At 68.6% G+C, this 20,137-nt stretch carries 23 protein-coding genes; 10 read left to right on the forward strand and 13 right to left on the reverse strand.

The annotated features are described in order from the left end of the window. Nucleotides 1-188: 188 nt before the first annotated feature. Nucleotides 189-818 carry a superoxide dismutase gene (locus JW364_RS00005; RefSeq protein WP_004021423.1) on the reverse strand — a complete coding sequence of 210 codons (630 nt, stop codon included), beginning with the start codon at nt 816-818 and terminating at the stop codon, nt 189-191. Between the two features lie 208 nt (nt 819-1,026). Beyond that, complete coding sequence (locus JW364_RS00010) at nt 1,027-1,179, reverse strand: hypothetical protein (RefSeq protein ID WP_240198438.1); 153 nt, start codon at nt 1,177-1,179, stop codon at nt 1,027-1,029. 173 nt (nt 1,180-1,352) lie between these two features. Between JW364_RS00010 and msrA the strand changes: the two genes are divergently transcribed. Together msrA and JW364_RS00020 are read left to right on the forward strand one after the other, a co-directional pair. Further along, entirely contained in the window at nt 1,353-2,063 is a 711-nt protein-coding gene (gene msrA / locus JW364_RS00015; RefSeq protein ID WP_205333327.1) for a peptide-methionine (S)-S-oxide reductase MsrA, read from the forward strand. 51 nt (nt 2,064-2,114) lie between these two features. After that, nucleotides 2,115-3,188, forward strand: coding sequence for a winged helix DNA-binding domain-containing protein (locus JW364_RS00020; protein WP_205333326.1), 1,074 nt, complete (start codon nt 2,115-2,117; stop codon nt 3,186-3,188). A 95-nt stretch (nt 3,189-3,283) separates the two neighbouring features. Here the strand turns inward: JW364_RS00020 and JW364_RS00025 are convergent, their stop codons facing one another. After that, nucleotides 3,284-4,030: a VOC family protein gene (locus JW364_RS00025; protein WP_205333325.1), complete on the reverse strand. Its 747-nt coding sequence runs from the start codon at nt 4,028-4,030 to the stop codon at nt 3,284-3,286. Between the two features lie 89 nt (nt 4,031-4,119). On the opposite strand from JW364_RS00025, the gene JW364_RS00030 reads away from it, so the two are divergent. The 5 genes from JW364_RS00030 (at nt 4,120) to JW364_RS00050 (ending at nt 8,550) form a co-directional block, all read left to right on the forward strand. Beyond that, on the forward strand, nt 4,120-4,983 hold the full coding sequence (locus JW364_RS00030; protein ID WP_137809856.1) for a S49 family peptidase: 864 nt from the start codon (nt 4,120-4,122) through the stop codon (nt 4,981-4,983). Between the two features lie 397 nt (nt 4,984-5,380). After that, nucleotides 5,381-5,731 (forward strand): rhodanese-like domain-containing protein, encoded by a 351-nt coding sequence (locus JW364_RS00035; RefSeq protein ID WP_205333324.1) that lies wholly within the window; start codon nt 5,381-5,383, stop codon nt 5,729-5,731. Further along, nucleotides 5,728-6,765, forward strand: a complete 1,038-nt coding sequence (locus JW364_RS00040; RefSeq protein WP_159369795.1) for a DUF4328 domain-containing protein — start codon at nt 5,728-5,730, stop codon at nt 6,763-6,765. The genes JW364_RS00035 and JW364_RS00040 overlap by 4 nt, the downstream gene beginning before the upstream one ends. Beyond that, nucleotides 6,762-7,571: a glycerophosphodiester phosphodiesterase gene (locus JW364_RS00045; protein ID WP_165629227.1), complete on the forward strand. Its 810-nt coding sequence runs from the start codon at nt 6,762-6,764 to the stop codon at nt 7,569-7,571. Before JW364_RS00040 ends, JW364_RS00045 begins: the two co-directional genes overlap by 4 nt. Before the next feature lie 55 nt (nt 7,572-7,626). Beyond that, nucleotides 7,627-8,550, forward strand: coding sequence for a DUF5926 family protein (locus JW364_RS00050; RefSeq protein ID WP_205333323.1), 924 nt, complete (start codon nt 7,627-7,629; stop codon nt 8,548-8,550). Nucleotides 8,551-8,809: 259 nt separating this feature from the next. On the opposite strand, the gene JW364_RS00055 is transcribed toward JW364_RS00050, so the two are convergent. Both JW364_RS00055 and JW364_RS00060 read right to left on the reverse strand, forming a co-directional pair. Then, the gene (locus tag JW364_RS00055) at nt 8,810-9,346 is read right to left on the reverse strand and encodes a ferritin (RefSeq protein ID WP_058253734.1); all 537 of its coding nucleotides are present in this window, start codon (nt 9,344-9,346) and stop codon (nt 8,810-8,812) included. A gap of 85 nt (nt 9,347-9,431) precedes the next feature. Next, on the reverse strand, nt 9,432-10,355 hold the full coding sequence (locus tag JW364_RS00060) for an LCP family protein (RefSeq protein ID WP_205333333.1): 924 nt from the start codon (nt 10,353-10,355) through the stop codon (nt 9,432-9,434). 584 nt (nt 10,356-10,939) lie between these two features. Between JW364_RS00060 and JW364_RS00065 the strand changes: the two genes are divergently transcribed. After that, complete coding sequence (locus tag JW364_RS00065; protein WP_205333322.1) at nt 10,940-12,367, forward strand: APC family permease; 1,428 nt, start codon at nt 10,940-10,942, stop codon at nt 12,365-12,367. Here the strand turns inward: JW364_RS00065 and JW364_RS24045 are convergent. The 5 genes from JW364_RS24045 to JW364_RS00085 form a co-directional block, all read right to left on the reverse strand. Next, nucleotides 12,360-12,692 carry a hypothetical protein gene (locus JW364_RS24045; RefSeq protein ID WP_307814656.1) on the reverse strand — a complete coding sequence of 111 codons (333 nt, stop codon included), beginning with the start codon at nt 12,690-12,692 and terminating at the stop codon, nt 12,360-12,362. The genes JW364_RS00065 and JW364_RS24045 overlap by 8 nt on opposite strands. Nucleotides 12,693-12,778: 86 nt before the next feature. Continuing rightward, entirely contained in the window at nt 12,779-12,967 is a 189-nt protein-coding gene (locus JW364_RS24050; RefSeq protein ID WP_240198439.1) for a hypothetical protein, read from the reverse strand. 161 nt (nt 12,968-13,128) lie between these two features. After that, the gene (locus tag JW364_RS00075; RefSeq protein ID WP_205333321.1) at nt 13,129-14,376 is read right to left on the reverse strand and encodes an oxygenase MpaB family protein; all 1,248 of its coding nucleotides are present in this window, start codon (nt 14,374-14,376) and stop codon (nt 13,129-13,131) included. Nucleotides 14,377-14,507: 131 nt separating this feature from the next. Continuing rightward, nucleotides 14,508-15,305 carry a CPBP family intramembrane glutamic endopeptidase gene (locus JW364_RS00080; protein WP_205333320.1) on the reverse strand — a complete coding sequence of 266 codons (798 nt, stop codon included), beginning with the start codon at nt 15,303-15,305 and terminating at the stop codon, nt 14,508-14,510. Nucleotides 15,306-15,379: 74 nt separating this feature from the next. Next, nucleotides 15,380-16,132, reverse strand: coding sequence for a DUF2470 domain-containing protein (locus tag JW364_RS00085; RefSeq protein ID WP_205333319.1), 753 nt, complete (start codon nt 16,130-16,132; stop codon nt 15,380-15,382). A 157-nt stretch (nt 16,133-16,289) separates the two neighbouring features. Between JW364_RS00085 and pheA the strand changes: the two genes are divergently transcribed. Next, nucleotides 16,290-17,258, forward strand: a complete 969-nt coding sequence (gene pheA / locus JW364_RS00090) for a prephenate dehydratase (RefSeq protein ID WP_205333318.1) — start codon at nt 16,290-16,292, stop codon at nt 17,256-17,258. Then, nucleotides 17,258-17,917, forward strand: a complete 660-nt coding sequence (locus JW364_RS00095; protein ID WP_205333317.1) for a histidine phosphatase family protein — start codon at nt 17,258-17,260, stop codon at nt 17,915-17,917. The genes pheA and JW364_RS00095 overlap by 1 nt, the downstream gene beginning before the upstream one ends. An 83-nt stretch (nt 17,918-18,000) precedes the next feature. Here the strand turns inward: JW364_RS00095 and JW364_RS00100 are convergent, their stop codons facing one another. From JW364_RS00100 to JW364_RS00110, 3 genes are all read right to left on the reverse strand, one after another. Continuing rightward, the gene (locus tag JW364_RS00100) at nt 18,001-18,501 is read right to left on the reverse strand and encodes a hemerythrin domain-containing protein (RefSeq protein ID WP_058250908.1); all 501 of its coding nucleotides are present in this window, start codon (nt 18,499-18,501) and stop codon (nt 18,001-18,003) included. 105 nt (nt 18,502-18,606) lie between these two features. Continuing rightward, entirely contained in the window at nt 18,607-18,957 is a 351-nt protein-coding gene (locus JW364_RS00105; protein WP_058250909.1) for a metallopeptidase family protein, read from the reverse strand. A gap of 4 nt (nt 18,958-18,961) precedes the next feature. After that, nucleotides 18,962-20,095, reverse strand: a complete 1,134-nt coding sequence (locus JW364_RS00110; RefSeq protein ID WP_058250910.1) for a septum formation family protein — start codon at nt 20,093-20,095, stop codon at nt 18,962-18,964. Nucleotides 20,096-20,137 lie beyond the last annotated feature (42 nt).

The following is a 20,137-nucleotide window of genomic DNA, read 5'->3' on the forward strand; positions in this document are numbered from 1 at the left end:
ACCCTTCGTGACGCTCGCAAGCTCGCTCCTCAGGGAGCGGGGGAGGCTTGGCTCGCGCGGGAGCTGAGAGGTTTCGCTCGCTACTCAGGGAGCAGGGGTTTGCTTGCAGCAGAGAACGTGGCCCCGAACAACAAACGGCGCCGGTCACCCGAAGGTGACCGGCGCTGTTGAGGTTCGGCGAACCGGGATCAGGCCGGGACGACCAGGCCGCTGCCCTGGCTCTTCGCGCGGGCGAGACGCTCGTTGGCGTCGGCCCAGTTCACGACGTTCCACCACGCCTTGACGTAGTCGGGCTTGACGTTCTGGTAGTCGAGGTAGAAGGCGTGCTCCCACATGTCCAGCATGACGACCGGGATGATCGCGGCGGGGATGTTGCCGCTCTGGTCGGTCAGCTGCAGGATGACGAGCTTGCCGCCGATGGTGTCGTAACCCAGGATCGCCCAGCCCGAACCCTGCAGGGTGGTGGCGGCGGCGGTGAAGTGGGCCTTGAACTTGTCGAAGCCACCGAACTGTTCGGTGAGGGCGGCCGCGAGGTCGCCGTCGGGCTCGCCACCGCCGTTGGGCGACAGGTTCTTCCAGAAGATGGAGTGGTTGGTGTGACCGCCCAGGTGGAACGACAGGGTGGCGGAGAGTCCGTAGACCTTGCCGGCGATGCTGTCGTCGTCGCGGGCCGCGGCCAGCTTCTCCAGGGTGTCGTTCGCGCCCTTGACGTAGGTGGCGTGGTGCTTGCTGTGATGGAGCTCCATGATCCTGCCGGAGATGTGCGGTTCCAGTGCCGCGTAGTCGTAATCGAGATCCGGCAAGGTGTATTCAGCCACGATGTTCCTCTCTGAGGTGCTACTCGTTTCCCTGTCCACGCATGGCTCCGACGACTCCGCCGGGCGCCACGCGAATGCTTCCAGCCTTCCCCAGAGCATGGGTGATTGCAACAATCCCGCGCCAAGAAACATCAAGTGCGGTTGAGATGTCAACGACGCGAGAGTGCGTCGGCTGAGAGTTGACCAGGCCGCATCGAGGCGGCTGGGTTCAGATGAGGACGAGCAGGATGAAGACCGCGATGAGCGCGAGAATGGTCAGGGCGCTTGTGCGGCAACTCCTCGCGACGTCGTAGTTGGCGCTTGGAGCGGTCCGACCGAGCCCGGGGGCGCGTCGGAGATCTCCGGTCGCGTGCGTCGCCATCGTCGCCTCTCGTCCCTGGAACGGCTGCACATCCTGCTGGCGGACGGGCCGCGATGGCGTACGAGTGATCGGTATCACAGTGCCACGGATGTGACCGCCATCATAAACAGACTCGAACGGTCAGCTCAACTCGTCGTCGCCGGGCCGTATCCCACCGCGCGTAGACTTGGCGCATGTCATGGCTCGACCAGCTCTTCGCCGCCGGTTCACGCAAACAGGATCTCGTCGCCGCCGACGCTGCACTGCCCGGCCGCTCGTCCGAGATCACGGTCCCGGGCGAGCACCTCGTTCTCGGAACGCCGATGCGGGGTCGGGCCGAGGCCGACGGTTCCCACGTACACGGCATCGGACGCTTCGACGACGGCCTCGACGCGATCGTCCTGGCCGGTGGCTGCTTCTGGGGGATCGAGGAGATCTTCTGGCAGGTCCCCGGTGTGTACACGACCGCCGTCGGATACGCGGGCGGTTACACGCCGAATCCGACCTACGAGGAGACCTGCACCGCGCGGACCGGTCACACCGAGTCGGCGCTGGTGGTCTTCGATCCGGCCGTCGTCGATCTCGAAGGCCTGCTGAAGGTCTTCTGGGAGTCGCATGACCCGACGCAGGAGATGCGTCAGGGCAACGACATCGGCACCCAGTACCGGTCAGCCGTGTACGCCCTGACCGACGCGGACCTTGACCTCGTCCGCAGCACCGCCGCAACCTTCCAGACCGCACTCGACGCTGCGGGCGAGGGTGCGATCGCCACCGAGATCAAACCGCTGGCGCAGGCGGGCGACGGACGGTTCTACTACGCCGAGGACCACCACCAGCAGTATCTGGCGAAGAACCCGCATGGATACCGCTGCCATGCCGCGACCGGTGTCGCCTACCCCGCCTGACGTCGCGGTGCGCCGCCGTACCCATCGGTCGCAGACCCGACGAGACACGCGGTGACCGAACGAATCTCGCTGCGGCAGTGGAATCGCACCCTGCTGCAGCGTCAGCACCTGCTCACCCGCGTCGCCGAGGACGCCATCGAGGTCCTGGACCGCTGCGTCGGACTGCAGTCCCAGGACCCGCGGGCGGCATTCTTCGGATTGTGGTCGCGGATCGCGGATTTCGATCCCCTCGAGCTGGACGATCTGCTCACCGACCGCGAGGTCGTGCGCATGACGCTGCTGCGCGCGACGATCTTCCTGATCGACGCCGAGGACGCACGCTGGATTCGTCCACTCGCCGAGCCCACGCTGCGGCGTGGACTCACCGACATCCACGCCCAGCGACTGGTGGACGCCGACCCGGCGCAGGTCGTGCGGTCCGCCGCCGAGATTCTCGCGGGTCGCGAACTCGCCGTCGCCGACCTCGGGAGCGAACTGGTTGCCCGCCATCCGGCGGAGGATGCGTCGACCCTGACCGCCATCGCACGGTGCGGGCTGCCACTGGTCCAGGTCCCCCCGCGTGGTTTGTGGCGCGGGCGGGGCGCTCCGACGTACCGCCTGTTCGACGAGTGGGCCGGCCCGGGCGTGCCGGCCGTCGTCGACGACGAAGCCCGTGCCGATCTCGTCCGGATGTATCTGCGCGGGTTCGGCCCGGCAACCGTGAAGGCCATCCAGACGTGGTCCGGGCTCACCCGGTTGCGCCCCCTCGTCGAAAAGCTGGAGGCGGACTGGGAGCTCGTCCGGCTCGACGGCCCGAACGGCGAGGTTCTCTACGACCTCGACGGTCTCGCCCTCGCCGACCCGGATGCGCCGGCGCCGGCGCGGCTGATCGCCCCCTTCGACCACGTGATCGGCGCCCAGGCCGACCGAATCCGGGTCGCCGACCCGGAGATGTACCGGCGCACCGTGACTCCCAATGGCCGGTCGCCCGGATTCGTGTTCCTCGACGGATTCCTCGCGGGGACATGGTCTCTCGACGCCGAGGACGTTCCGGCGGTCGAGTACCTGCGTCCGGTGACCGCCGCCGAACGGCGCGAGGTCGACGCCGAGGTCGACCGGCTCCGTGAATTCCTGGTCGATACCTGAAGCTCGGAGCGACGGGGCCCGGCAGATGTCGCACATCGTGGCGCCGAGCGCAACGACACACTACGTCTGCGAACCGGATCGAAGGAGCCCGCGACTCAATCGCCGGTGCGCGGGTTCCGCGAGGTGATGCAGTAGCGGCGACCGACCGGATCCGCCATCGTCGTCCAGTGCGGGAAGTGCTCGATCGCGCGGGCGCCCCAGTCCTCGTGCCGTGCGACCTCGTCGGGGACGGAATTCGTGGCGATGTCGAGGTGCGCTGTCGCCACATCGTTGTCTGACTCATCCTGCTTGCGCTGCAACAGGATTCCGAGGGTCACCGCGGGGTCGCGGCGAAGCGCGACCAGCTCGGGCCGACCCCGGGGCTTCGTCGGCCAGCCGGTGAACCCGGTCCAGAAGTCGACCTCGGCGTCGAACATGCCAGGGGGGATGTCGATGCACAGCTGGTCGATGATGCTGATGGCGTCGCCGGGCCAACGGATGGGCCGCGACCGTTTCGATTCGCCTTCCCACGGCACGATGCAGAACACGAAACCGGCGGGTGACCGGAGGGTGAGGTGGGTGCCGGCGTCGACGACGAGGGTCGCACCGAGTGCCTGTGCCTCGGCGGTGGCGGCGTGCGGGTCGTCGGTGTGGATGTCGAGGTGCACTCCGCCCGGTCCGTCGTCGATGCGCTGGACTCGCAGATGCGGGTCGCCGTAGAAGGGCTCCAGCGAGGCGAACTCGCGGTGCTCACCCCGCGGCGGGGAGACCGTGCTGCCCGAGATCGCGCGCCAGAAGGTCACCTCGCTGCCGAACACCTCGGCGGGGAAGTCGAGGAATGCGCTGAGCCACCGCACCTGCACCCGGCAGATTCTACGGTGCGTCCCACGTCGCGGACTGTCGCGGCGCGTGGGAAAACAGCAGGCGGGTCGCCGTCGTTACACTCGGACAGATGACTGCAGGACCGCTGGGGGCGGTGGGGAAGAAATTCTCGAAGGCGCGGACCGAGCAGGTCGCCGTCGTCCGTCTCGACGGCCCGATCGGGATCGCGGGGATGGGCAAGCACGGCGTCAACACCGAGTCCGTCGAGCCGGTTCTGAAGAAGGCGTTCGCCACGGAGCGGTTGCGGGCCGTCGTGGTCGTCATCAACTCGCCCGGTGGCTCGCCTGCGCAGTCGGAGTACATCGCCGAACGCATCCGCCAGCTGTCGGCGGAGAAGGGCGTGCCGGTCCTCGCGTTCTGTGAGGACGTCGCGGCCTCCGGTGGCTACTGGATCGCCTGCGCGGCTGATGAGATCTTCGCCGCCCACACCTCCATCGTCGGCTCGATCGGGGTCGTGTCGTCGGGCTTCGGTTTCTCGGCCGTGCTCGACCGCTTCGGTGTACAGCGCAGGCTGTACACGACCGGTGAGAACAAGGCGCGACTCGACACCTTCTCGCCCGAACAGCCCGAGGACGTCGAATGGCTGAAGGAATTGCAGGGCCAGCTGCACGAGGCGTTCATCGCGTGGGTCCGGCAGCGCCGCGGTAAAAAGCTGACCGCTTCCGACGCGGAACTCTTCAACGGCGACGTGTGGATCGGTCACCGCGCCGCGGAACTCGGGGTCGTCGACGGGATCGGCGTGATGCGCTCGGTCGTCGCCGAGCGGTACCCCGACGCGGAGATCACCGTCGTGGAGACGCCGAAGCCGCTGCTCATGAGACTCGTGGGAAGCCAGACATCGGTTGCCGGATTTGCGGAGAGCGTGACGACCGGCGTTCTGGCGGCATTCGACCGCGCCCCGTCGTTGCGGCTGTCGCTGCTCCACCGGGACTGAAAGGCCCGATCACAGCCCGTTCACATGGTTTTGCTTGTAAATTGTCCCCACGTTATCCACAGGTGCTGTTCATCGAAGGAAGAGTTCACGACGTTCCGGCGTGTGCACTTTCGTGAATTTCCTACGCGCACATTCGGCTAAACGAGTGATCGCGGTCACAAGTCGCGGGCCGGTGGCCAGCGTTTTTCCACAATTCCACAGTCTCATCCCCAAGTAGACGGTCAGTGCGCGAACGAGGGACAAATGTCCAGGACGTACATGTGGATAAATTTATGTAGGTCTACATAGCGCCTTGCTCCACACCCGTCTCGGTGATGACAGCGGGGCGCGCGGGCAGTGGTCCGGTCGAGCTGCCGCCGCGCCCGGCCGTCTCTGTGCCACCATGGAAAACGTGAGCATGGGCGACATCACTCAGGTGCCGGTGACCGACCTTCCGGATGACTTCACCGGGCAGACCGACGCGGTGATGCTCGACGTCCGTGAGGACGACGAATGGGCGTCCGGTCACATCCGGGGCGCCGTGCACATCCCGCTGGCCGAGGTGCCCGGCCGCCTTGCCGAACTCGACCCCGATCACGATCTGTACGTGGTCTGCCACTCCAGCGGCCGATCGATGCGCGTGCTGCAGTACCTCGCCCAGGTCGGATACGACGGGATCTGCGTCCGCGGCGGCATGCTCGCCTGGCAGGAACACGGCAAGCCCGTCGAGATCGGTGATACGCGACCCGCGGGCGACGCCGGCCGATGATCGACCTGTGCCCGCGGTGTCGAATCCAGGCACCGCACCGTCCCGGCCGTGAACACTGCCCCCGATGCGGCGGACCGCTCAGCGTCGTCGAGGATGCCGCGCGGGCGCTGGCCGCCCGGCAGACGCCGGCACGATCGCCGGCGCCCGGCGCGGTGCGCCCGCCGCACGTCCCGTCTCGCCCCGGCCCGGCCCCGGTGTCCGCCGGACGTCTCTACCGCAGTCGCAACGTCCGGTGGGTGGCCCGCCGCCCACCCGAGGCGATTCCTGTCCGCCGCGGCCCCTCGGGCCGTCGTGGCCCCCGACTGATTCCCCGGTACGTCTACATACCCACCTGGGGTCTGCACGACGAACCGGCGGAGGTCGACACGGCGCACCAGAAACTCGAGAGTTCGCGTGTCAGACTGCAGTTCGCCCTGAACGTGGCGGGCTCTGCGCTGGCCGCGTCCGCACTGGTCCATCTCGTCCGCTACCTCCTGCTGGTCGTCAACCGCGACCGTCCGCTGCCCGAGTTCCTCATCGTCGCGTCCGACTGGCTGACCGTCTTCGTCGGTGTCGTCGCATTCCTCGGATTCGTCCTGGCGACGCTGGCTTTCATGCGCTGGGTCCTGGAGTTGCGCGCGGACACCTACGCCGCAGCCGGTCTCGTCGACCCGCGCCGGCCCGGTTGGGTCGCCGCGCTCGCCGGCCTGCCGCTGGTCAACCTCATCGGCGCCCCGCTGGTGGTGCAGGAGGTCGCCGTGCATCGGGTCGGCCAGGACCCCGCGCTCGATGCCGACCTCGTCGGCCGACGACTCCGCAAGTTGTGGGTCGCCTGGGTGGTGGTGAATGCGGCGGCCGGGGCGGCGATCATCGCCCGGCTCGTCGCGTGGCGCTCGGACTCGCTGCAGACCGGGGCGAACGCGATGGTGATGGTCATCGTCAGCGCAGCGGTCTCGGCTGCCTTCGCCTTCTGGATGGCACGCCGGGTGCGGACACTGTTCGACGCCGCCGCGGCGGCCCCGGTCCCGACGAGACGGTGGGTGGCGGTCGGATGAACTCAGGGGTGAACGTGGGCGCGGCCGAAAAGGTCTCCCGATCGGGCAAGCCGGCGGTGGTGGCGCACCGCGGGGCGTCGGGCGACTGTCCGGAACACACCCTGGCCGCCTACGAACTGGCTCTCGCACAGGGTGCGGACGGCCTCGAGTGCGATGTCCGGTTGACCGCCGACCACGAACTCGTGTGCGTGCACGACCGGACCGTCGACCGGACGTCCGACGGCTCGGGGATCGTCAGCGAGATGACGCTCGCCGAACTGCGCGAGCTCGACTTCGGGAGCTGGCATGCGGCTGGTGGACCCGCGTCGATCCTGACGCTGCGGGAGCTGCTCGCGCTGACCCTGGACTGGCGCCGACCCGTCCGCCTGTTCATCGAGACCAAGCATCCGGTGCGGTTCGGCAGTCTCGTCGAGCAGAAGCTCCTCGAGATGCTGCACGAGTTCGGGGTGGCGACGCCGCCGTCGGCCGATCACAGCCGCGCCGTGGTCATCTCGTTCTCGTCGGCCGGGGTCTGGCGGATCCGACGCCACGCCCCGATGCTGCCGACGATCCTGCTCGGTGACACCGCCCGGGTCCTGGGTGGGGGCGCCGCGACCGCGGTCGGGGCGACCGGCATCGGGCCGTCGGTGATGACCCTGCGGCAGTACCCGGACCTGGTCGATCGCGCCGCCGCAGCCGGTCGGGTCACCTACTGCTGGACCGTCGACGAGCAGGTCGACGTCCAGCTGTGTGCCGATCTCGGTGTGCGGTGGCTGGCCACCAACCACCCGGCGAAGGTGCGCGACTGGCTGGTCACCGTCGACTGAGCTGCCGCCCGCACGACCTGTCGGGCGCCGCGGGCCGACGTGAGAGAGTGGACCGATGGGCAAGAAGAGCAAACGGGGTAGTGGACCACGTCCGGGAAGCAATCGCGCCGAGCGCGTCGCAGCACGTAAGGCACGCCAGGCCGCAGCTCTGGCGCCGCCGCCCCGGCCCTTCGCCGGGTTCGCGTCCGAATGCGATTTCGTCGCGCTGCGGACCTTCGTCGCCTCGGCGACTGCGCGGTTGGAGCTCACCGAGCCGGCCGGTTCCCGCAACGACGTCTCGATCGTGACGATCCTGCCGGGCGCGGTACCTGCTCTCGCGCGCGACCTCGACGGTGCGACAGAGGGTTTCGTGGGTCTGCAGACCGACCCCGATCGCTCGGCGCTGACCGTCGAACTCGCCGCGGCCATCGCGTGGGCCGCTCACGCCGACGCCGGCAGTGAGTTCGACCTCGAAGCTGCCGACGAGGCCCCCAGCCTCGACGAGGTCGTGAGAACCGACGCCACCCTGGACATCACGGTGCACCAGGACTTCGGCTGGTGGTTCGTGGAGGGCACCGAGGTCCCGGCGGAGATCACGGCCATGTTCGAGCGCGCCAACGACTCGGTGCTGCCGACCGCGCGGCTCGTGGTCGACAGCGGCGCCGGTGCGCCCTGGTGGGTCGATGCGGGCGAACGTGCGCACCTGCGCTGGATTCGACCCGAGCCGGAGGACGACCTGATGTCGGCGATGGCCCGGCTCCACGCGGCCGGTCATCTGACGATGGGTGAGGGTTCGCGGTTCGCCGGATCGTTCCGCACCCACGGATTGCTCGTCCCGGTCTTCGACCTCGACAACGAGATGCACCACGAAGAGTGGTACGCCGGTCTCAACGAGCTCGATCGCCGCCTCGGCGAAGCGCTCGCCGACACCTCGCCGCTGACGATCGAACAACGCAGCTCCCGCAACGGCATTCGCGGTCGCCAGGTCACGCTGCGCTGACCGGCGTGGTCCGTAACCGCGCTGTTTCTGCTCCCTGAGAGCCTTCTTCTGCTCCCTGAGGTGCGAGCGAAGCGAACCTTCTTCAGCTCCCTGAGGTGCGAGCGAAGCGAGCCACGAAGGGCGTGGTGACGTCCGTCGCCAGCCCTTCGTGGCTCGTCGCTTGCGCTCCTCGCACCTCAGGGAGCGAGGGTTATGTCGTTCTCTCGGATCTGGAGCGGGGGTTTCGCGGCTCTTTCGGATTGGGGCGGATGGAACTCCGTCAGATGTTCCCGCCGGCCGCGACCGGTGCGGTGGCGTCGGATGTCTTCTCGCCGTTGAACTCTCGTTCGACGAAGTTCTCCAGGTCGAAGAGGTTTCCGTTGCAGCGTTCGGCGATGGTCTGCAGGGTCGTCATGGTCGCGACCTCCTCGACCTGTTCCTTGAGGAACCACTGCACGAACTGCTCGCCGAGGTAGTCGCCGGTGTCGCGGGCCGACTTCGCCAGGTCGACGACCTGCTGGGTCACCGTCTTCTCCTGTGCGAGAGCGAGATCGATGGGTGCGCGGTAGTCCTCGAACCGGTTGTTCGGTGCCGGGATGCCGGGGATCTCGACCTCCATGTCGCGGTCGAGGAAGTACTGCACGATCATCATCGCGTGATTGCGCTCTTCGACGGCCTGGCGGTAGAAGAGCTTTGCCAGCTGGGGCATGTCGTGGTTGTCGAAGTAGGTGGCGACCGCGATGTACTGCTGCGAGGCGTAGAACTCGTTGCTGATCTGGTCGTGCAGCAGCTGATGGAACTTCGTGTGTTCGGACATGCGACCCATCGTAGAGCCGAAAAATGGCTCTCACCAGCAAGTTCAGGCTAAGTAAGGCAAGTCTGGCCTGCGTTTGGCGACCCTTTCACGACGGCCCGCCGGCGTCGACGAGAAGCTCATCGGGGACGGGCTGACCTGCGCGGAGGTAGCCGAAGAACTCCTCGGTCTGCTCGGTGACGGGCAGCGCCAGTCCTTCGTCGGTGAAGGTGCTCTCGCCGGCCGGCGTCGTCGTCGTGATGGGGTCGCGCAGCGCGAACATGAGGGACGCGAGGTTCCAGATGTGATCTCGCTCATCGACGGTGAGCGCGTCGATGGCGCCGCCGACGAACCCGAAGAGTCGGAACGGGTTGAGCAGGACCGACGGACTGGTCGCCCGAGACACGAGTGCGGCGAGGAACTTCCGCTGATTGACCACTCGCGCGAGGTCGGCGCGCGGGAATGCGCGCGTCCGGACCAGCCCGAGAGCCTGCCTGCCGTCGAGGCGGTGACAGCCTTTCGCCAGGCGCAGACCGGCTTTGGGGTCGTTGAGCGGTTGGTCGAGACACATGTCGACGCCGCCGACCGAGTCGACGAGGGTGTCGAATCCGCCGAAGCCGATCTCGGCGTAGTGGTCGATGCGGATGCCGGTCAGATTCTCGACGGTCTGCACGAGCAGCGCCGGACCGCCGATGCTGAACGAGGCGTTGATCTTCAGGCTGCCGTGACCCGGCACCTCCACGTACAGGTCGCGCGGGATGCTCACCACGATCGCCTTGCCGCCGCCGGGTGGGTTGTGGACGAGCATGATCGTGTCGGTGCGGGAGCCGTCGGCGTCACCCGTGGCCAGCGCCCGGCGTTGTTCCTCGGTGAGATCGGATCGCGAGTCGGTGCCGACGATGAGCCAGTTGGTGCCGGGGGTGTCCGACGGGCGTCCGGCGTAGGCCGGCAGGGCGTCGATCCGGTCCAGTCTCGTGTCGTAGTAGAACAGCAGTCCCACACTGCCGAGGACGACGACGAGCAACAGGATCATCAGGATCTTGCCCACCCGGACCGCGCGGCGCCCCGTGCGCCGGGGCCGGGGAGGACCGGCCGGCCGCGGGGGCGCGGGCGGACGTCCGACGGCCCGGTCGCGGTCGCGACGGTCGCCACGCGGCGGACGAGGTCCACGAGACCGATCGTCGGGGATCGGCTCCGGCTTCTGGGTGGGCGCATACCCGCCGGGAGCGGGCCGCGCCGACGGTGGCGGCCGATCGGCCGGGGACGGGTGCGGGGGCCGGCCGGTGGGACCGGGGCCCGGCGCCCGGCGCGGGTCGGGACCGCGTGCAGGGATCCGCGGCATGGCCTGCGGATGAGCGGACGGACCGACGGCACCGGGAGGCGGGCGGTGGCCTCGTCCGGGTGGTGGCCCCGGGCGCGGAGACGGGCCCGCTGGCCGCCCGGGCGGCATCGGCGGTCCGGGGCGACCTCGCCGGAGGATCGGCGGGTCCTGCTCGTTCATCCCAACCAATGTACGCATGGGCGGTGGCGACGGATGTCGGTCGGTTGGTTGCCGACGTGGCGTCGAACCGCCCACATGAGGTCTCGTTCCGGACCGAACGGGGTACAGGACACGCCATGACCGACAAACACGTCGCCGACGCCACGTCGCAGGACTCCGGGAACGATGACGCCCGGACCGACGGCGGGCACACCCCGCTGCGTCGCGCCATCACCGGCAAACTCCTGTTCCTGTTCATCCTGGGCGACGTCCTCGGTGCGGGCATCTATGCGCTCGTCGGTGAGGTCGCCGGTGAGGTCGGGGGAGCGATCTGGGTGCCGTTGGCGCTCGCCCTCGCGCTGGCGATGCTGACCGCGGCGTCGTATGCGGAGCTCGTCACCAAGTACCCGCGGGCCGGCGGCGCGGCGGTGTTCGCGCGGCACGCGTACCGCCATCCGCTCATCTCGTTCCTGGTGGGGTTCTGCATGCTGGCGGCCGGGGTGACGAGCGCCGCCGGGTTGGCGCTCGCCTTCGCGGGTGACTACCTGCAGGTCTTTCTCGACGTGCCCACCACCGCGGCGGCCCTGGTGTTCCTGCTCGCCGTCGCGGCGCTGAACGCCCGCGGGATCACCGAGTCCCTGCGGGCCAACGTGGTGATGACCGTGGTGGAGGTCTCCGGACTCGTGCTCGTCGTCGTGCTGGCCGGGATCGTGCTGGGTCGCGGTGACGGTGAGCCGCAGCGGGTGCTGGAGTTCACCGACGAGACCACTCCGGCTCTCGCCGTGCTGGGCGCGGCGTTGCTGGCCTACTACTCGTTCGTCGGGTTCGAGACCTCCGCGAACATGGCCGAAGAGGTCCGTGACGTGCGGCGGGTCTATCCGAAGGCGTTGTTCGGTGCGCTGATCGCCGCCGGCGTCGTGTACGTCCTCGTCGGTCTCGCCGTGTCGGTCGTCGCGCCACCCGAGCGCCTGGTGGAGTCGTCGGGCCCGTTGCTCGAGGTCGTCTCGATTGCCGATGTCGGGATCCCCGACCAACTGTTCTCCCTGATCGCGCTCATCGCCGTCGCGAACGGCGCGCTGCTCACGATGATCATGGCGTCGCGCCTGACCTTCGGCATGGCCCGCGACGGGCTGCTGCCGGGTGCGCTGGCGAAGGTGCTGCCCGGTCGTCGGACGCCGTGGACGGCGATCGTCGCCACCACCGCCGTCGCGATGATCCTCTCGGCGACCGGAACCGTCGCGGCACTCGCCGAGACGGTGGTGCTCCTACTGCTGTTCGTGTTCGTTAGCACCAACGTCGCCGTCCTCGTCCTGCGCCGCGACCGCACGGACACCGACCACTTCCGCGCGCCGACGATCCTGCCCGTGCTCGCGGTGATCTCCTGCATCGTCCTGATGACGCAGCAGAGCGCGTCGACCTGGTTGCGCGCGGGCATCCTGATCGTCGTCGGACTCGTGCTCTATCTCCTCGCGCGTGTGACCGGGTCGGGTGGGCGCCGGGTCGACGACGACGACATCGACGAGGACATCAACGACGACGACGATCGCTCCGGACGCCTCACCTGACGCGGATGTTTTTCGCGCGGTAGTCGTATCCGTCCTGACTCACTCGCTCGTACTGGAATTCGACGGTCTGCCCCGGCACCAGGTCCCGGAAACCGGTGCCGACGATCTCGCTGTAGAACGCCCACGCCCCGCCCGGGGTGGCGTCGGAATCGAGTACGCCCCATCCCTCTTCGCCGTTCCACGACCGAACGGTCCCGGTGGTGTGCGGACCGAGGGCAGTCGGTGGTGGTGACGTCGGTGTGTCGGTGAGGGCGGTCTCCTCGATCGTCGTGAGTCCGTCCGGTCCGGCGTCACCGACGCTGTGCCACAGGGCAGTTCGGAACACGCCATTGTGCTTCGGATCCGGCCGGGCCACCTCGGTAGGCCAGACCGAGAGCGCCACATATCGGCATCCTCGTTCCGGCGGAACAGCTATCGCAGGTCGAAGTCGACGACGGTCCCCGGACGCAAGCCCGGCAGGGACAGCTCGTCGAGATTCTGAACGGCCCGAACACGGACGACAAACGTGGTCACGTGGACGGTGCCGGACAACGCCGGTGACTCGATGACACCCCAGCCCTCGTCGTGGTGCCATTCGCGGATCATCCCGGTCGTCGACATCGGTCCACCGTAGGCGCCGGACCCGTGGCGCGACAGTGAATTTCCGTTGGGGCACTTCGCGTCCGGGTGGGGCGAACGCCGCTAGGACAGGGGTGCAGGCTGAGGCCTGGGAAAACGTGGGATCTCGAGCCCGGAATCCGGACGCGGCGTCATACGGCTTCTCAACGCTCCGCGAGCGATCCGATCTCGGGGGCGTCCGGGCCGAAGTGGCGGAAGAGTGCGCGGCGTCGGGAACGGGTGCCGGCCCATTCCAGATAGCGCGGACCGGCCGGTGTTCGTGCGATGACCTGGTAGACAACAGTGTTGCGGACCCACGCGAGACCGAACGCCCACGGCACCGCGGGGCGGAGACCGAGGTCGCGCATGCCGCGCACGCCGAGAAAGCCCTGCAGCATGCTCAGCAGGCGGGCGCGGGTGTAGCGCGCGGCGAGGCGGGGGAACAACCGGTAGTGCAAGCGGCTCTGGGCGTCGACGATCGCTGTCGTGAGGGCCGCGCCGGCGTCGGTCACGTCGTGCTGCGCCAGTAAGACCGCATAACTCAGCTGATGCTGGTCGCGTTCGGAGTCGAAGAGCCAGTCGTCGTCGACGCCGATCAGCCAACCGACGTACTTCCAGAGGTGCATGAGGGCGCGGGAGTCGTCACGGCTCACCGGGACGCCGAGGGCGCGGACCCCCATCATCAGTGCGCCGCTGAAGAGGTTCAGCGTCGCGGCGAGGTCGGACTGGTTGATCGGCAGACCCCACTGGTCGATGTTCCAGCGGCCGTTGTGCTCATACCGCTCGTTGACCAGGGCGTGCATGAGGCGCACGTGGACGGTGAGTCGCCAGCCGTCGCCGTCGCGTGCCATCCCGCCCGGTTCGCCGACCGCGATGGCCCAGGTCTGCGTCTCGCCGAGTCGTCGGATGACCGTGTTCCCGGTGAGGCCGCCGGTCGCTACCAGCAGGTCGGCGGGACCGCCGAAGCGGTAGCCGCCGATCAGGGAGAGCTGGAGCAGGACGTCGTTGGCGTTCTGGCCGAACCGCCGATAGACGGCGGCGCCGCGGTCGCAGAGAGCGGGATCGACCCAGTCCGGTGTCTTCTCGACGAGTGCGAAGAAGTCGCGCAGGGCGTCGGGCGCATCGGAGGGCATGTCGCCGGCGAGGGCCCGCTCGAACTGGCGCATCGTGACCCGGCCGTCGGCGTCCCGCGGGAGGCGCATGGCCCGAACCAGCGCCGCGGCGGGTTCGTCCCGTGTGCGCAGCCGACGCCCGAGCTCCGCGAGCTCGTCGTCGCCGGGTTCACGGAGGTGGTTGTAGACCTTGAGCAGTCTGCCGATGCGTCGGCCGCGGGACTCGGCGGCTCGATGGCGTCGCGGAAAGGGGAGGCCCGCCGGCTCGGCGGTCGGGTCGGACGGCGCATCGACGGTCATGAGACGAATCTAGCGAATCATCTCACCCGGTTCAATGGTGGCCGGTAGGGGCGCACGGTTGGAGTGCACAGTCGACGGGAATCGACGCACAGTCGACGAGATAGGCCGCACGGTCGACGATGTCTCGGTTCTCAGCCGACCCAGGACAGATGGTCGCGGAGCAGTCCGTAGCCGACGAAGGCGACCACATCGATGACCGCGTGGGCGATCACGAGGGGCCAGACGCGGCCGGTGATTTGGAAGAAGCGCCCGTAGACCACGCCCATGACCAGATTCCCGAGTCCGCCGCCGAAGCCCTGGTACAGGTGATAACCGCCGCGGAGGATCGCGCTGGCGGCGAGCGACGCGTTGTCGGACACGCCGAGTTGTCGCAACCGGGTGATGAAGTACGCGACCACCACGATCTCCTCGGCGGCGGCGTTGCCGATCGCGATGAGCACCAGAACCGGCCACTCCCACCAGGTGTCGGCCTGGCTGGGCACCAGGCTTGCGTTGAGGCCCAGGGCCCGGGCCACGGCGACGAGTCCCAGGCCGGGCAGACCGATGACGGCGGCGAGAACCAGTCCCGAGGGGATGTCGCGGCGCGGGGTCCACCGACCCAGACCGACGCGCGACAGTCCGATCCCGCTGCGCCACAACAGATATATCCCCAAGGCGGCGATGGCGAACAGTCGGAGGCCGCCCATGATCTGCCGGACGGCGTCGATGAGACCGAGGTCGGAACGGCTGGGATTGAGTGCGACCGTCGTCTCGCCGATACCGCCGGCGAGCTGCGCCTCCAGCAGTGCGAGTGCCGCGGACAGCGCCGAGAACGCGAATGTGAGGACGCCGACGATGACCAGTTCGACGATGATGCCGCGTCGTTCGGTCCGGTCGGTGACGACCGGGATGCCGTGGGGCGACGGTGTGAGGTACTCGCGCAAGGCCATGCCGGTCAGCCTAGGACCCCGCGATCCGTGGTGCGGATGCGTGATCCGCGGGCGGCGTTGCTACGGAAGCCGGGTCAGTCGGGCATCGAGTTCAGGAACGGGCAGCCCGCGAGATTCCGCAGCGCGCGGGACAGTTCGAACACGTCGGAGACCGGCCGCGCGAACGGGAGGCGGACGTCGGAGTCGCTGTCGAGTCCCTCGATGCGGAACCGGATGCCGAAGCGATCGAGGCCGAGCGGCCGCACCCGTCCGGTGCGCAGCTCGACGGGAAGCTTGCGGACCAGTTGTCCGACGATGTCGGCGTGGTCGCTGTCGAGATGTTCGAGCCAGCTGCCCTCGTGCTCCCAGAAGGGGTCGGGGTCGGCGTCGGCGAGCTCGGTGGCCGACACCGACGCCGCGCCGTCCGAGGACGCGATGACCGCGGTGTCGACCTGCAGGCGCATCATCGACGCGCCGTGTCCGATGTCGAGGAGACCGTCGTCGGGGTGTTCGCCCGCGATCTCGATGGCCAGGTCGCGTTCCAGGTCGCGCGGGACCTCGTGCAACGTGCCGTTCAGCCAGATCACCGAACGCACGCGTTCACGCAGGTCGATGGGTGCCCAGTCGGTGACCTCGAGCATGGCGGGCACGCCCTCGGCGCCGTCGACGGTCCGCATCGCGTCGCCGCCGGTGGGGACGAGGACGAAGGCCTGGGACTCGAAGAGGTGCACGACGTCGATCGGGGTGGCGTCCGCACCCTCGACGGCCAGGATGGCGGAACCGCCGCGACGACAAGCCGTCTGGATCATCTCGGCATCCGTGGGGCGGTCGGTCGTCGTTCTCGTCATGACAGTCTCTCCGGTCGGCGTCGCGGGGCGCGGGTCGTATGAAAGGTAACCCTAACCTAAATACCGGGAGCGCACGCGTCAATGGTTTCGACACCCTGCGTAGAGCCTGGGACACATGCGCGAAAGGGTCTCGGCAGGCCTGTTCCACTAGGCTCGTGTGGTGCCTGTGATCGCCTACTTCGGCCCGCCCGGAACCTTCACCGAGATGGCGCTCGACGCGGTCCTCGCCGAACAACAGTCCGCGGACGGCCTCGACCTGTCGGGCGGGGTCGACCGGGTCGCCGCGTCGAGTCCGGCCGCCACCATCGCCATGATCCGCTCCGGAGATGCCGACTACGGCTGTGTGCCGATCGAGAGTTCGCTGGAGGGTTCGGTGCCGGCGACGATGGACGCACTGGTGCCGCCCGCGGCAGACGCCGTCAACGGTCGGGTGCAGGCCTTCGCCGAGACGGTGCTCGACATCTCGTTCGCCATAGCCGCAGCCGCGCCGATGGTCGCGGCCGATGTCCGCACGATCGCCGCCTACCCGGTTGCCTCCGCGCAGGTGCGTCAGTCGATCGGTGGGCTGTTCCCCAACGCCGAGTTCGTGATCGCGAGCTCGAATGCCGCTGCCGCGCAAGACGTCGCAGCCGGGAAAGCGGACGCCGCGGTCACGACGGGGCTCGCGGCGCGCCTGTCCGGACTCGTCGTGCTGGCCGACGGTGTCGCCGACGCGCGGGAGGCGACCACGCGATTCCTTCTGGTCGGCCGACCCGGGGTTCCGCTGCCCCGCACCGGCGCCGACCGGACCTCGGTCATCCTCGAGCTGTCGAACGAACCGGGGAGCCTGATGGCGGCGATGAACGAATTCGCTTCGCGCGGAATCGACCTCACACGGATCGAGTCGCGCCCACAGCGTGACGAGGCCCAGGGCCGCAGCATCACCGGCCGGTACCGGTTCTTCCTGGACGCGGTCGGACACATCGACGATGCGGCCGTCGCCGAAGCCCTTGCCGCCCTTCACCGCCGATGCGAGCGGGTGGTGTTCCTCGGCTCGTGGCCCGCGGTGCGCACCACCGGCTCCGCGCCGCCGGACCACACCGAGTCGCTTGCATGGGTCGACTCGATGCGTCGGGGAGGGAAGTGATGGCGCGGCTGCATCTGGTCCGTCACGGTGAGACCACCTCGAACGTCATGCGTCGCCTCGACACCGCTCTGCCCGGTGCCGCACTCACCGATTTCGGTGCGCGACAGGGTGTTCGGTTCGGTCTCGAGAACGTGCCGCAACAGCACGCGGTGCTGCTCAGTTCACGCGCGCTCCGCGCCCGGCAGACCGCCGAGCTGATCGGGTCGGTGTGGGATGTGGAGACCGCGGCGATCGACGGCGTGCACGAGGTCCAGGCCGGCGAGCTCGAGGACCGCTCCGACCGCGAATCGCATGAGGTCTTCCAGGACATCATGCACCGCTGGCACGCCGGCGACCTCGACGCACGCATCCCCGGCGGCGAATCCCTCGCGATGGTCTACGACCGCTACCTGCCGACGGTCGAGGACCTCGCCGACATGTACCTCACCGGACCGGACCAGCGCGATGTGTTCCTGGTGAGTCACGGTGCGGCCATCCGCCTGATCGCCGCCCGGCTCGCCGGGATCGACTCCCGGTTCGCCGCGGCGACCCACCTCGGCAACACCGGTTCCATCGAACTCGAGTACTCCGACGGCATCTGGGTGTGCACGCGATGGGGCGCCACGACGGCCCCGTTCGAGATCGCCGACGAGCCGCTCGTCGACGAACCGATGGGCTGACGGCGTCCCTCCGTTCCCTGAGGAGCGAGCTTGCGAGCGTCACCCCGTTCCCTGAGGAGCGAGCTTGCGAGCGTCACGAAGGGTTACTTGATGATGGCGTCGACCGTCTTCTTCAGCGCCGAGGGTTGCGACGGGCGTCGGGGAGCCTTCTCCCGGCGACGCAGCATCTCCTCACCGATCTCCCGGAGTTCCTTGCGGCTCAGCGCCTCTCGGACCTTCGGGAACCACTCGTCCTCTTCCTCCTCGATGTGGTGCTCCACGTTCTCGATCAGGACGGTGGTCTTGGCGTCGAACCGCTCGTTGTCCGGTGAGAGAGCGGCCAACTCGACGACGAGCACGTCGGCGACGTGGTGCTCCTCGTAGGACTCGAGGATGTCGTCCTCGAGATCGGGGACCCGCTTGCGGATCTCGGGGTACATCACCTCGTTCTCGATGTAGGTGTGCACGGTGAGGGCCTCGATGATCTTGTCGACGATCTTGCCCTTGGTCTTCACGGCGTTGTCGCCCTGCGACCTGAAGTCGCGGAACAGTTTGCGGATCTCCTTGTGGTCGTCCCGGAGGATGACGATGGCGTCTGAGGACATGGACGTACTCCTGAGATAGAGGGCTGCTCGATCTGCTACCCCTCGTACCGCGTTCCGCCGCAGGTCAAACATCGAGTCGGCGGAATCGGGGCGCCGGCCACACCACTAGCCCCAACCGTTGGCGTGCAGCCACTCGTCGTCGATGCCGAAGTGGTGTGCGATCTCATGGACGACGGTGACCGCCACCTCGTGGACGACCTCCTCCCGCGAGTGGCACATCGCGAGGATGGGGTCGCGGTAGATGGTGATGGTGTCGGGCAGGAATCCGCCATAGTCGGTGGTCCGCATCGTCAGTGCCACACCGTGATACAGCCCGAGGATGCCGGGTTCTTCCGGGTTGTGCGGTTCGACGAGGATCACGACGTTGTTCATGGCGTCGGTCAGTTCGCCGGGGATGGTGTCCAGCGCGTCGGAGACCAGCCCGTCGAACTCGTCGTCGGACATGTACACGGCCATCGGGTCAGCCCGCCGGGGCCGGTGCTTCGGCGGGGTTGGGCGCGATGCCCGGCGGGAGCGGCACCGGCGTCGGCAGGGCCCGGCCCGGGGGCGCCTCCGGGGGTGCGACCGGCGCGCGCCCGTTGATCAGCAGAGCGCCGCCCTTGGCGTCGCCCACCAGGGTCGCGAAGCCGCCGCGCTTGTCGGGTAGCCCGAGGTAGCACACCACCTTGCGGCTGCCGGCGAGCCAACTCGGCTCGCTGAGCACCGACCACTGGACGTTGAGCGTGGTCGCGTCGAGCTGCTTGCGCCCGCCCACGAACCGTTCGGCTTGGACCGGGCAGATCGAGCCGAGGTAGCTGTTCTGGGCGCCGGTCGGCGGCCACGGCTTGTTCGACATCCGGTCGCCGAAGCGGACCGACAGATCGACGATCCCGGTCGTCTGGAAGGCATGCGGCTCAGCACAACTCACCGCGAAACCGGTCGGGGCGCGCGTTTCGGGATCGATGCCGACGCAGGTGCCCTCGGGCCAGACGTACGACTGGTTCTGGTCGGCGACCCGGCCGGAGAACTGGACCGGGGCTCCGTCGGCGCCGTTCTCCTGGACCCCGCACCGCAGCTGACGCGCGCCCTTGTCCCACTGCACCTGGGAGGGGTACATCATCCCGACGGCGAAGCGTCCCTGCGGGTCGAGGCGCCCGGCGAGATACTGGTCCACCATCACCGGGCACTGTTCGTCGCGGATCGTCGCGAACCGCTCGGCGCCGGGCCAGAGAGCGTCTTCGCCGAACTCCGCGCCGGGGATCAATGCGGTGTCGATGGCTCCCGCGACCTCGAAGCGGTGTTTCTGCTCGCACGGCACATCGACCGGCTGGCCGGGGTTGCCGGCCGGCCAGTCCAGACAGTCGCCCGCGACCGACTTGGTGAAGGCGTTCTCGACCAACCGCTCACCCTCGCCGATGTTGCTGCCGCCGACGCTGCCGCTGTCGTCGAAGACCCCCGCAGCGAAGGCGATCCCGCCGGCCACGAGTGCGCCGACGACGATCGCGCCCAGGACCACGAAGACCGGGTTGCGGGCGAAAGCGCCTGGTCGGCGGGGTCCGCCGGCCGGTGCGTCGGCGTCGGCGGGGTGGCTGCGGTCGGGGTCGGGCGCGTTCATCGGGATCCATCATGCCTAACGGATCGGACGGGGCACACCCTC

Origin of the sequence: Gordonia sp. BP-119 (assembly GCF_016924115.1) — a bacterium.
Classification (GTDB): Bacteria; Actinomycetota; Actinomycetes; order Mycobacteriales; family Mycobacteriaceae; genus Gordonia; species Gordonia hongkongensis.